General features: G+C 66.8%; 10 protein-coding genes. 8 read left to right on the top strand and 2 right to left on the bottom strand.

From position 1 onward, the window contains the following. Positions 1 to 81 precede the first annotated feature (81 nt). Positions 82 to 1,989, bottom strand: a complete 1,908-nt coding sequence (locus tag JOD64_RS04065) for a recombinase family protein (protein WP_204940974.1) — start codon at positions 1,987 to 1,989, stop codon at positions 82 to 84. A gap of 187 nt (positions 1,990 to 2,176) precedes the next feature. On the opposite strand from JOD64_RS04065, the gene JOD64_RS04060 reads away from it, so the two are divergent. From JOD64_RS04060 to JOD64_RS04025, 8 genes are all read left to right on the top strand, one after another. Further along, positions 2,177 to 3,328 (top strand): pyridoxal-phosphate-dependent aminotransferase family protein, encoded by a 1,152-nt coding sequence (locus tag JOD64_RS04060; protein ID WP_239559395.1) that lies wholly within the window; start codon positions 2,177 to 2,179, stop codon positions 3,326 to 3,328. Further along, positions 3,325 to 4,011 carry an RraA family protein gene (locus JOD64_RS04055; protein ID WP_204940972.1) on the top strand — a complete coding sequence of 229 codons (687 nt, stop codon included), beginning with the start codon at positions 3,325 to 3,327 and terminating at the stop codon, positions 4,009 to 4,011. The genes JOD64_RS04060 and JOD64_RS04055 overlap by 4 nt, the downstream gene beginning before the upstream one ends. Next, a complete protein-coding gene (locus JOD64_RS04050) occupies positions 4,008 to 4,832 on the top strand; it encodes a cyclase family protein (protein ID WP_307813224.1) in 825 nt (274 codons plus the stop codon). The genes JOD64_RS04055 and JOD64_RS04050 overlap by 4 nt, the downstream gene beginning before the upstream one ends. Then, entirely contained in the window at positions 4,829 to 6,280 is a 1,452-nt protein-coding gene (locus tag JOD64_RS04045; RefSeq protein ID WP_204940971.1) for an MmgE/PrpD family protein, read from the top strand. The genes JOD64_RS04050 and JOD64_RS04045 overlap by 4 nt, the downstream gene beginning before the upstream one ends. 137 nt (positions 6,281 to 6,417) lie before the next feature. Continuing rightward, the gene (locus JOD64_RS04040) at positions 6,418 to 7,206 is read left to right on the top strand and encodes an ABC transporter substrate-binding protein (protein WP_204940970.1); all 789 of its coding nucleotides are present in this window, start codon (positions 6,418 to 6,420) and stop codon (positions 7,204 to 7,206) included. A gap of 2 nt (positions 7,207 to 7,208) precedes the next feature. Then, the gene (locus JOD64_RS04035) at positions 7,209 to 8,084 is read left to right on the top strand and encodes an amino acid ABC transporter permease (RefSeq protein ID WP_204940969.1); all 876 of its coding nucleotides are present in this window, start codon (positions 7,209 to 7,211) and stop codon (positions 8,082 to 8,084) included. A gap of 54 nt (positions 8,085 to 8,138) precedes the next feature. Further along, positions 8,139 to 8,891, top strand: a complete 753-nt coding sequence (locus JOD64_RS04030) for an amino acid ABC transporter ATP-binding protein (RefSeq protein ID WP_184189064.1) — start codon at positions 8,139 to 8,141, stop codon at positions 8,889 to 8,891. 125 nt (positions 8,892 to 9,016) lie between these two features. Continuing rightward, positions 9,017 to 9,688 carry a GntR family transcriptional regulator gene (locus JOD64_RS04025; RefSeq protein ID WP_204940968.1) on the top strand — a complete coding sequence of 224 codons (672 nt, stop codon included), beginning with the start codon at positions 9,017 to 9,019 and terminating at the stop codon, positions 9,686 to 9,688. 440 nt (positions 9,689 to 10,128) lie between these two features. Here JOD64_RS04025 and JOD64_RS04020 read toward each other — a convergent pair whose 3' ends face one another. Next, complete coding sequence (locus tag JOD64_RS04020) at positions 10,129 to 11,319, bottom strand: cytochrome P450 family protein (protein WP_204940967.1); 1,191 nt, start codon at positions 11,317 to 11,319, stop codon at positions 10,129 to 10,131. Between the last annotated feature and the right edge of the window lie 646 nt (positions 11,320 to 11,965).

Here is an 11,965-nt window from a genome sequence, read left to right as displayed (position 1 = left end):
ATCGAAGGCTTCGAGATCGCACACAGCCAGGGGCGACCCGTCATTCGGCCCTACAAGCAGCCAGAGGACCAAGAGCAACAGTCACCAGACGTCATGCTCCACGTGGCCATGGCAGACATCGTCCGCGACGCCGACCTCGCGATCGTCCTTGAAAGTCGGCTCAACGAGGCACGTATCTGCGACCGCAACGGTGCCTACGCCAGCGCGATCATCATGCTCGGTAGCCTTCTGGAAGGCGTTCTCCTCGACGCCGTCAAGGCCCGCACGCCCAACGCACAAAAGCCTCTCGACAAGTGGACCCTGCATGAGCTGATCGAGACCGCCCACCATGAAAAGTGGATACAAGCCGACGTCCGCGGTTTCGCTGGAAAACTCCGCGAATACCGCAACCTCGTGCATCCCAACGCCCAGGTGAAGATCGGCCATGCTCCAGACCGCGATACTCTCAGCATGTGTTGGCCCGTGATCAACGCAGCCCTTAACGACTTGGCGGCCACCGCAACATGACACCGAGGCTGCGGCTGGCCGCTTGACGTACTCGACATGCCTCAAGAGATCCCGTGCGCCAGGGGGCCCCAGCCGTCGTCGGCCGGCTGACCAGCGCAGACATCGAACGAGGGCGGTGAACCTCGTGCACTGAGCGCCGAAGAATCCGACCGCTACGGCTGCCGGCACGTCGACCGGCTGAAGCGCGCCAAAGGCAGAAATTCTTAGCGGCGGCTCGCCGACGCCTGATTGAGCGGCCATAGGGGATAGCTGCACATTCATCTTGGCCAGTCGATGACGGGGCGAGCCGCTGCGCAAGGCATGTGGCCCAATGTGTCCGAGCTGCCATTCATGCTCACGCACAGTGATGTGGATTTTGGGGATTGGACCAATCCTGGCCATGCCGTAACCTATCAGCATGCGCACCCACAATGGTGCACAAATGATGCGTGCAAGAGTTCGAATCCCCCCTCGGACACGAACCATAACCCCACGGTGCGCGCTGAGGTCGATCGCAGCGCGCACCGTTTGCGTTTCGGGCTGGTAGTTCAGCCGGAGACCGAGTTGCCGGTAGACCTCGGCCTTGTCGGCGGGGTCGGCGCCGCGGAGCACGGCGGTGATGTCGCCGAGCGCGTTCACCAGGGTCGTGATTTCTGCTCGGCTCATCCTGCGCGGGGCGGTGCCCGTGTTCGCGCGGAGGTCTGCCTCCGCACGGGCGCGTTCGGCCTGGGTCTGCGCGATCCAGCCGGTGACCACCGCCGGGTCGGCTCCAGCGTCGAGGGCGGCGCGGTAGCGCTCCAACTTGGCGTCGCACTCGGTGATGATCGTCTGAGCTGCTGTGCCCGCTGTGGGCGAATGATCTAAGGGCTGGGCTTCGGTCATCGCGGTGATCGTTGTTTCGATGTGGTGGGGTGCGAAGGCGGAGGCCAGCCAGGTGTCGATCGGGTCGGTGAGGGCATCCTCGCGCAGGTACACGTTGCTGGGATGCTCAACTTGGTTGGCGAGGGCGTATTCCTGCGGGAAGCGGCAGCGGTAGTAGGCGTCGCCGTGGTTGTACTGGCCCTGCATGCGTCGGTCGCAGGCGGCGCAGTAGAGCATGCCCCGGAAGACGTACGGGTCGCGGGTGCGCTGCCGGACGTGTTGTCCGCCGGTTCCCCGTCCGCGTCGTTGCAGTATCGCTTGGGCCTGCTCGAAGGTCGCGTCGTCGATGAGTGGCTCATGGGTGATGTCCTTGGAAACCACCCACTTGTCGCGGGCGTTCCAGCGCATGACGCCGGTGTGGCCCATTGCCACGTCGTCGACGTCGAGTAGCACCTCGTCGGTGCGTTGCTTGTTCCACACCTGCCGTCCCGTGTAGCGGGGGTTGGTGAGGATGACGCGGACGGCGCTCTTGGACCAGGCGATGCCGCTACGGTGCCGATTGCGGGCCCGGTCGTGTGCCGATGGGCAAGGCACGTGGTTGGCGGTGGCCTGGGCAATGAGGCCGGCGGCTACGCAGTTCATCGCGACCCACGGCCCAGGGCCGGCCGGGGCGGCGGAGTCGCAGCGTGCCGTGCAATCCCCTCTGAACACACGGGATGCGCAACTCCACGACTTGCTCAGAACGTGGCTGTATTGCATCGGCAGCCTATTGCATACACCTGTTCACAGCTGTATACAGGCAGGGATGCAAAGTGATGAGAGGTAGCGCATGCGACTTCGGGTTCCGGGACCAACTCCAGTCCCACCACGGGTGCTACGGGCACTGGGCCAGCAGGTGATCTATCACCGCAGTTCGGAGTTCAAGGAGCTCCTCCACGACACGGCGGCCATGTTGCAGCCGCTTTTCGGGACCAGGACGGCCAACCCGATCGTGCTCACGTCGTCCGGGACCGGCGCCCTGGAGGCCGTGCTCGCCAACAGTCTGCGACCTGGCGACCGGGTGCTCACCCTCGACAACGGTCACTGGGGGGCACGCTTCGGCCGCCTCGCCACCTCGCTCGGCGCGTCCGTTGAAGCGCTGTCCTCCTCCTGGGGCGGTGGCGCCGATGCCGAGGCACTGCGTCGGCGTCTGTCCGCTCCGGATGGTGGAGAGTTCGTCGCCGTCCTGGTGGCACACAACGACACCTTCACCGGGGCGGTCACGGACCTGGCCGCGATCAGCGACGTCGTACGGGACACCTCGGCCCTGCTGGTCGTTGACGCCGTGTCCAGCCTCGGCTGCCTCCCGATCGAGGTGGACGCCTGGGGTTTGGACCTGGTCGTCTCTGCCTCGCAGAAGGGTCTGATGTGCCCGCCAGGGCTTGCCCTGGTGACTGCCTCGGAGAAGGCCTGGAGGCGCATCGACAAGGTAGATCCGCGCGGGGAGTACTTCGACCTGCGCCGAGCGCGTGACATGGCGGCGCAGGGACAGGCGACCTTCACCCCGGCCGTCAACCTCGTCCGGGCCCTGCACGAGGCGCTGAGGATGGTGCACGAGACCGGGCTCACCCAGACCTTCGCGCGACAGGCTCACCTGGGCCGAGCACTGGCGGCTGGCGTCGCTGAACTCGGGCTGTCGCTGTATCCCAACGCCGACGTTGCGTCGCCCTGCGTCAGCGTGCTCCGCGTGCCAGAGGGAGTCGACGCCGCCAAGATCGTCGCCACGATGCGCGACCGTTATGGCACGCAGATCGCAGGCGCTCGCCGTTCTCGGCTCGACGGAACCGTCATCCGGGTCGGGACCATGGGCTACTGCCGACCCGACGACATCCGCCTGGACGTCTGGCAGCTCGCCGGCGCCGTACAGGAGCAGGGGCACGTGGTGGACGTAGCCACAGCCATCGCCGCCACGGAGCGCGAGCTTGAGGAGGTCGCAGCATGAGCGGAACGCCGGGATTTCGCATCACCTCAGCGTGGACCCGACCCAACCCCACCACCGTCGCCGCCTTCGCCGACGTGCCGTCGCCCAACATCGGCGACGCCATGAACCGGCTCGGCGTGGTCGATCCGCGCATCCAGGCCGTCTGGCCAGGTGCACGATGCGCTGGGTCGGCCCTGCCGGTTTGGACCCGGGCCGGCGACAACCTGATGATCCATAAGGCCATCGACATGGCCGAGCCAGGTGACGTGATCGTCGTCAACGGCCAAGGAGACCTCACCCGTGCCCTGTTCGGAGAACTGATGGCGCACAGCGCCGCCGCGCTCGGCGTGGGTGGCCTGGTCTTCGACGGAGCCGTCCGCGACGTCGCGTCCCTGGCGGAGCTGCGGCTGCCCGTGTTCGCCGTCGGCGTGAGCCCGGCCGGTCCCTTCAAGCAGGGGCCTGGCGAGATTGGGCGACCGGTCGCCATCGGCGGCGTGGTCTGCGCTCCGGGCGACCTCGTCGTGGCCGACGCGGACGGCGTGGTCATCGTCCCCCACCAGGACGTCGACTCCGTGCTCGCCGAAGCACAGGCGATCCAGCAACGGGAGGCCAAACGCCTTCAGGAGATCCGGGGCGGCTCGCCCCGACGAGCCGGCATCGACGAGGAACTGATCCGGCGCGGCGTACTCGGGAAGGCATCGTGACCGCGAGTCCCGCCCTAGCGTCTGTCCTGGCAAGCCTGTCCGCCGGCAAGGTCTACGACCTCGCCCAGACTCTGCAGACCGGGATGGCCTGCTCACCCAACCACCCCGGCTTCCGGATGGCGCTGCAACGCCGCCACGGTGACCAGAACCGCGCCGACGGCACCTCCTCGGCCAGCGAACTCATCGTTACCGGTGGGCACGTCGGCACCCACATCGACGCGCTCTCCCACTTCTCCGACGCGGGATGCCTGCACGGAGGAGTTGATGCGGCAGCCGCCCAGCAGACCGGTCGGTTCACCAAGCACGGCGCCGAAACCATCCCACCGTTCCTGCGCCGAGGTGTGTTGCTGGACGTCGCGGCAACTGCCGGCGTCGAAGTCCTCGCCCCCGGAGTATCGGTCGACGCCGCCACTTTGCAGACCACGGCCGCCGCTGCCGGCGTCGAGGTACGCGCCGGCGACGTCGTGCTTGTCCGCACCGGCTGGTCCCGTTACTTCGCCGACCCGCAACGGTTCCTCGGCCTCCACGACGGCGTACCCGGCATCACGACCGACGCGGCCGCCTGGCTCGCCGACACCGGTGTGGTGGCCGTTGGCGGCGACACCACATCGGTTGAACAGATCCCCGCCGGGCAGGGGCATTCGCTGTTGCCTGTGCACCGGTTGCTCCTCGTCGAACGCGGCATCTACCTCATCGAGATGCTCGACCTCGAAAAGCTCGCGGCCGACAACGTCGCGGAGTTCCTGTTCGTCGCGATTCCGCTGAAGATCTTCGGCGGCACGGGATCGCCCCTGCGTCCGCTGGCGGTGACGGCACAATGACCTCCCACGACAAACCGATCGCGCACCTTCTCGCCCGATTTGCCGCGGACCAGCGCGCCAACCCCATGCTGGTGGAGCGGTTCGGCGAAGACATCCACGGCCGGATCGTCGACGTTCTCGGTAACTCCCTCGCGGCCACTACCACAGCCGTGTTCCCGGTGACCTCGACCGTCGTGCGCACCTGGGGCGGCGCCCCACACGCCACCGCGATCGGGCTCAACCAGCGTGTGCCGACCGCCTCCGCGACTTTCCACAACGGAACCCTCGCCCACGCCCTCGACTTCGACGACACCCACCTGCCGTCGGTCCTACACCCCAGCGCCTCGGTCATTCCGGCGGTGATTGCCACCGCCGAAGCCGTGGACGCCTCTTACGACGCCCTCGTGGCGGCCGCGGCGGTCGGGATCGAGATCACCAACCGGCTCGGCATGGCAGGCTACGACGAGGCACTCGGCAACTCCGTCTTCTTCGAACGCGGCCTGCACGCGACCTCGATCTGCGGCACCCTCGGATCCGCCGTCGCGGTGGCGATGCTGCTCGGAGGCGACCAGGACGTCATCGGGCACGCGATCGGGATCGCGGCGAGCATGGGCGCCGGCCTGCTGGAGGCCAACCGCACCGGCGGCACGGTGAAAAAGGTCCACTGCGGATGGGCTGCCCACGCAGGCACGGTGGCGGCCGAACTGGCCGTTGCCGGGCTCACTGGCCCGCCCACCGTGCTCGAGGGACGGTTCGGTTTCCTGCAGGCTCACTGCGGTGACCGGGTCGACCTCGCCGCCCTGACCGACGACCTGGGGACCGGCTGGACGCTGGGCGATGTCGGCTTCAAGCCGTACCCCTGCAATATCTACACGCACCCGGTGATCGATGCCGCGCTCATGCTCCGCGAGCGAGGCATCACCGCCGACCAACTCGACTGGGTCGAGGCCGGAGTCGCCAAGCCCACGTTGCGGACCATCGCCGAACCGCCGGAGAAGAAGGCCAGTCCGACCACCGGCTACGAGGCCCAGTTCAGCGGGCCCTACGCCTTCGCAGCCGCGATGCTCGGGGGCGGTGGGCTCGGGGTGGGCCTGCAGGACTTTACCGACGCCGCCGCGGTTGAGCCACAGCGGCGGGCGCTCGCGGGACGTGTACGCATGGTCGAATCGGACACCGCCACCGCCGCCTTCCCCCGAAGGATCTCCTGCGTCCTGCGCTACGGCACGCAGCAGGGCCAGGAGGGGGAGATCGCAATCCCAGTCAACCGCGGTTTCGGCGCTCGCACGCTCACCGCCGACGAGCACCTCATGAAGTTCCGCTCCAACGCCTCGACCGCACTGCCGGCGCCGCAGGTGGAGGCGCTCGAAAAGGCGCTCCAGCGGCTCCCACAGACGTCGATGACCGACCTCATGTCGGGCCTTCGCGAGCTTTCCCCCAGTCACGGGTCACCGGACAGAAAAGGCTACTGATGCCCAACCAATCTCCTAAACGTATGTACTCCGTCGCCGCCGCGACCCTGGCCAGCGCGGCCCTGCTCCTCGGAGCGGCTGCCTGCGGATCGACCGACCAAACGACCGACGCAAGTTCCACCGGTACCCCCGGTCCAGTGAGCACCCTGCTGCCCGAGAGCGTTCAGGAGGCGGGAATCCTGACCATCGCCACGGACGCCCAACTTCCGCCCAACAACTTCGTCGGCCCGGACGGCAAGACCATCATCGGCGTGAGCGTCGACATGGGCAACGCAGTCGCCAAGGCGCTCGGCGTGAAGGCGAAGTTCGTCAACACGAAGTTCGCCTCCCTGATCACGGGCCTGCAGGCCGGCCGCTACGACATCGCGATATCCGGCGTCACCGACACCGCCGAACGGCAGAAGCAGGTCGACTTCGTCGACTTCATCGAGTCGGGTCAGGTCTTCATCGTCCCGAAGGGAAACCCCGGCAAGGTCGACTCCCAGGACGCCATGTGCGGAAAGACCCTCAGCCTGGTCACCGGCACCATCTCCGTGGACCTCGCCGAGGCCCAGTCGGCCAAGTGCGTCCAGGCGGGCCAGGGGCAGGTCACGATCCTGAAGTTCCCGACGGTTGCCGACGCCCTTCTGCAGCTGACGAACGGACGGGCTGACGCCAACATCGCCAACCTCGGGAAGGCCGCCTACCAGTCGAAGGAGTCCGGCGGGAAGCTCGAAGTCGCCGGGAAGCCGTTCGCGACCTCATACGACGCGGTCGCGGTGAAGAAGGGCGACAAAGAGATGATCGCCGCGCTGCAGTACGGCTTCGAACAGATCATTAAGGACGGCACCTACCAGAAGATCCTGGAGAAGTGGGACGTCCAGGACAGCGCCGTGGACAAGGTCGTCGTCAACGGCGGCGACTCGCTGGAGGGGAGCACCAGCTGACCATGGCTGCCCAGAATGAGATCCGCGCGAAACCGGTCCCGCGGCCCGGACTGTGGGCGCTGACGGTGGTCGCAGTGCTGGTCGCGGCGTTCCTCGCCTGGACGTTCGCTTCCAGTCCCAACGTGCACTGGGACGTCATCGCGAATTACCAGTTCGCCGACGCCATCCTGCAGGGCCTGCTGGTGACGCTGAAGCTGGCGGTGATCTGCGAGATCACCGGTCTGCTGCTTGGAATCGGACTCGCCGTGATGCGGCTGTCGAGCAGCCGGGTGCTGTCCTGGCTGAGTGGAATCTACGTCTGGGTCTTTCGCAGCGTCCCCCTGCTCGTGCAGCTCGTCCTCTGGTTCAACCTCGGGCTGCTGTTCCCACACATCGGCATCTCAGGTACGTCGTTCGTCGTCGAGACCAACGACATCATCACCGGATTCGTCGCCGCGATCCTGGGCCTGACGCTGCACGAGGCGGCCTACAACGCCGAAATCGTCCGCGGCGGCATCGCGGCTGTCGACCGGGGCCAGGTGGAGGCCGCGCAGGCCCTCGGTATGAACCGAGCGCTCCTGCTACGCCGGGTGGTGCTTCCCCAGGCACTTCGAGTAATCGTGCCGCCCGCCGGCAACCAGTTCATCTCCTTACTCAAGAACACCTCGCTCGTGGCGTTCATCGCCGGGGGAGACCTGCTCTCGACCGCGCAGAATATCTACTCCGGGAACTTCGAGATCATCGCTCTGCTCATCGTCGCCAGCCTGTGGTATCTCCTGCTGGTCTCGATCACCTCATTCCTGCAGGGCCGCCTGGAACGGCACATCGGGCGGTCTTCGGCGCATTCGACCAAGCCACGGCGGGACGAACCCGCGCCGGCTGCGGTGGCCGGTGCCTGAACAGTGGAGACGACATTGACGACCGAAATCGCATCGTCGAGCCTGTCGGGCCCGATGGTCCGCGCCGAGGGCGTACGCAAGTCCTTCGGCCGGGTCGAGGTTCTGAAGGGGATCTCCCTCGAGGTAGCCCGAGGCGAGGTCACGTGCGTGATCGGACCGTCCGGCTCGGGGAAGTCCACGTTCCTGCGCTGCATCAACCACCTGGAGAAGATCCAGGCCGGCCGCATCTGGATCGACGGCGATCTCATCGGCTACCGCCAGGTCGGCGAGAAGCTCCACGAACTGCGTGACCGGGAGGTGTGCCGGCAGCGTGCCGAGGTGGGGATGGTCTTCCAGCAATGGAACCTCTTCCCCCACCTGACCGTTCTCGGCAACTGCCTGGAGGCCGCCGTACGGGTCAAGAAGGACTCCCGGCAGTTGGCGACCGAGCGGGCTCAGCGGCTGTTGGAGCGGGTTGGTCTCGCCCACAAGGCGGACAGCTACCCGAGCCAACTCTCGGGCGGCCAGCAGCAGCGCGTTGCCATCGCCCGCGCCCTGATGATGGAGCCCAAGCTGATGCTCTTCGACGAACCGACCAGTGCGCTGGACCCGGAACTCGTCGGCGAGGTCCTGGACGTGATGAAGTCGCTGGCGGCAGAGGGCATGACCATGGTCGTCGTCACCCACGAGATGGGCTTTGCCCGGGAGGTCGCCGACACGGTCGTGTTCATGGACGACGGAGTCGTTGTCGAGTACGGCGACCCGCAGCAAGTTCTGGCCCGACCGCAAAATGGCCGCACGCAGTCGTTCCTTTCAAAGGTGCTATAAACGGGGATGGTATCGCGCATCGTGATGGAGATCGGCTCTCCTGCAGAGCTGGATTTATGGCTCCCGTCGAGCAATGAAGGCAGGCATGTGAGAGGGACGAAGGGGTGACCAACGGTTCGAGAGAGTTGGCCGCCGACGTCTACGCGAGGCTGCGGGACGACATCATCAGCGGCGAACTCGAAGCCGGGGCGCCGCTGGTCGTGACGACGGTCGCGACGCGCATGGGCGTCAGCCGGACACCAGTTCGGGAGGCACTGCGCCTGCTTACCCGTGACGGCCTCGTCGAGTCATCAGAGCGGCAACTTCGCGTTGCTGGCCGCAGTGCCCAGGCACTCTTCGACATCTACGAGGTACGTATTCCGCTGGAGGCCGCGGCCGCCCGTGGGGCCGCGGAGCGGCACACCAGCTTCGACCGGATGCAGCTCATCCGACTGCACGAGATCCTGCGAGAGGTCCCGCCCGACGACGTGGCCGCGCTGAACGCCGCGAACCGGAAGTTTCACGAAGCCATCTGGGCGGCCACACACAACAGCGCACTGATCGACTTCCTGAAGCGCCTCGACCTCTACCTCCGCCGTTATCCGGCGACGGCGCTTCACTACGCCGGGAGATACCAGGACTCCCGCGGCGAGCACGAGGCGCTGTTGGAGGCGATCCTGGCTCGCGATGTCGAAGTAGCGGGCGAACGTGCCAACGTCCACTTCGCGGCGGCTCGCGACGTTCGGCTGCGCTTCTACGACTCTGCCGACCCCGACCCCGACCCCGACCCCGTGTTCCGGGGAAACACCCAGTCCTGACCCTTCACCCCGCCCGGCTGAGGAACCAGCGTTCCTCGGCCGGGCGCTCGGTTGTTCGCGGTCGCGCCACTTTCGGCAGGGACGGAATTTCTGTCGCTCGCGAGATGGTGAGCCCCCACAGGTAAGGCGTCTGTCTACGCCGAATCGGATACCTTTCGGCGTCGTAACGAGACCACCGCGAATGGTTGGCAATAATTGCCGTTCGGTTGCAGGGTGAGGCGGATGACAGTGGTGGCGGAGGGAATGCGATGTCGATCAGTCACCGACCACCCGGCGCCACCAAGCCGGTGGTCTCGACGTCGACAACAGCAAAGCCGCCTACAGGTGGGGCGAAGGGAGCAGCGGCTGGCCAGCTTCCGGGGGCTGCCTAACGACCTCGTGCACGGTTGCCGGGAGACCATTTACCTCGTGCGCGGGACGGCGTGACCGAGCGTCCCGCTTCAAACCTCCAGCGGCAGTCCGTCGTGATGTAGACGAAAGCCGTCGAGAACATCGGGCTCGACCGCGAGACGCAGGTTAGGAAGCTGTTGCGCGATTCGTTCGAACATGATCCGGCTCTCCAGCCGGGCCAGGTGGGCGCCGAGGCAGAAGTGGATCCCGTGCCCGAAGGCGATGTGCTTGCGAACGTCGGTGCGGTGGATGTCGAACACGTGCGGCCGGTCGAACACTGTGGGGTCACGGTTGGCTCCCCACAACGACAATCCCACGCGGTCGAACGCAGGGATCCGACCACCAGCTATCTCGACGTCCTCAAGGGAAAATCGCGGTGGCACGATCTCGACCGGGCCCCGGAACCGGAGTGTCTCCTCGACCACCGCTGCCGCCAGCAGCGGATCGTCCCGCAGTGCCTGCCATTGGTCGGGATGGGTGAGCAGGAGTCGAATGCCGTTGCTGATCAGGTCGACGGTTGTCTCCTGGCCGGCGATGAGCAGCAGCTGCACCAGCGCCACCAGTTCGTCCCGGTCGAGTCGGTCGCCCTGTTCCTCGTGGGCCACCAGTTGCGATATCAGGTCATCGGCGGGGACGGCCCGCCGCCGGGCCGCCAGCTCGTCGAGGTATGCCGCGAATGCCAGCGTGGCGGCCGAGCTGTCGATGCTGGCCGACACGATCGCCGCCGACCAGGCGCGGAACTGTGGCCGGTCCGGTTCCGGAATGCCGACCAGCTCGGCGATGACGTTGACCGGCACCGGGTCGGCAAGGTCGGCGATCCCGTCGATCCGTCCCTGCTGGCGCGCCCGCGCGACCAGCCGGTCGGCGAGTTGGCTGATCCACGGCTCCAACCGGGCCACTGCCCGTGCCGTGAAGCCGCCGCTGACCAGCCCTCGCAGGCGGGTGTGGTCGGGCGGATCAAGGCTGATGAGCTGGCGGGCCTCGATCCTCGCTACCTCCGACAGTTCGTGCCGGGCGGGCTGCCTACCGCCGGGGCAACGCCGGTGAACCTCGTGTCCGATCGCCGGGTGACGCAGCCCTTCCAGCACATCGGCATGTCCGGCGATCACCCAGAACCGGTTGCCTGCGGGATCGATCTGAAGGACCGGCCTGCCAGTGGCTCGCACCCGGTCGTAGAACCTGTGCGGGTCACGGCGCACCACCGGATCCCACAACTCTGAGACGCCGAACTCGGTGGCCACGTCGCCTCCATGAGCGGGAAGTGCACTGTGTGCTCCGGTCGCCTTGCGCATCCTGTCGGATGGCGCGCGCCTGGTCACCACGTCGTGCGTCTGGCTTCGGAGCGGACGGCTGACGGCCGACCAGCCAGGCCTGTTGAGCGCTAACATAGAGATGTTTCCGGCACGTGTCAATCGAGAGTTATTGCTTGCCCGCCGGCACTGTCGACCTTAGAGTTAGCGCTCACATTGGTTGGTGATCAAGGCCCCCCGCCGCTGACTCAGCGCCTTCCGTGGGCCGCCGCGGGCACCGGCGTCTGTGGGCCAGCACAACGGTTTAGTGGAGGAGCGTCGATGAGATAGCGCCAACCCATCGACGAGCCTTGTCACGGCTTGGAGAGCGGAACGCGCCGAGCACCGCGGCGTCCCTCCTTGCAGTCGCGGGGCTCGCGCCGCACGCATGACACCTGCACACGAGACGGACCGCCACGGGGGCCAACCGTCGACAACTCCCTGAGCGACTACCCCAACACGCCCAGCGGCATCCCGCCCGCTACTGGCCGACCGCTGTCATCCGGGCCCATCATTCGCTCGGTCATCGCTACCTCCGTCCGGCATGACAGCTGACCACCCCGGCCGAGGCCAATCCATCAAGCGGATCGACCGCGAG

Origin of the sequence: Micromonospora luteifusca, assembly GCF_016907275.1 — a bacterium.
Classification (GTDB): Bacteria; Actinomycetota; Actinomycetes; order Mycobacteriales; family Micromonosporaceae; genus Micromonospora; species Micromonospora luteifusca.
This window is presented reverse-complemented; position numbering and strand designations above follow the sequence as displayed.

Bases quoted from the DNA above. Each gene is read 5' to 3' on its own strand.
- JOD64_RS04065 (WP_204940974.1), bottom strand. From the start codon at position 1,989: ATGAACTGCGTAGCCGCCGGCCTCATTGCCCAGGCCACCGCCAACCAC.
- JOD64_RS04060 (WP_239559395.1), top strand. From the start codon at position 2,177: ATGCGACTTCGGGTTCCGGGACCAACTCCAGTCCCACCACGGGTGCTA.
- JOD64_RS04055 (WP_204940972.1), top strand. From the start codon at position 3,325: ATGAGCGGAACGCCGGGATTTCGCATCACCTCAGCGTGGACCCGACCC.
- JOD64_RS04045 (WP_204940971.1), top strand. From the start codon at position 4,829: ATGACCTCCCACGACAAACCGATCGCGCACCTTCTCGCCCGATTTGCC.
- JOD64_RS04035 (WP_204940969.1), top strand. From the start codon at position 7,209: ATGGCTGCCCAGAATGAGATCCGCGCGAAACCGGTCCCGCGGCCCGGA.
- JOD64_RS04030 (WP_184189064.1), top strand. From the start codon at position 8,139: ATGGTCCGCGCCGAGGGCGTACGCAAGTCCTTCGGCCGGGTCGAGGTT.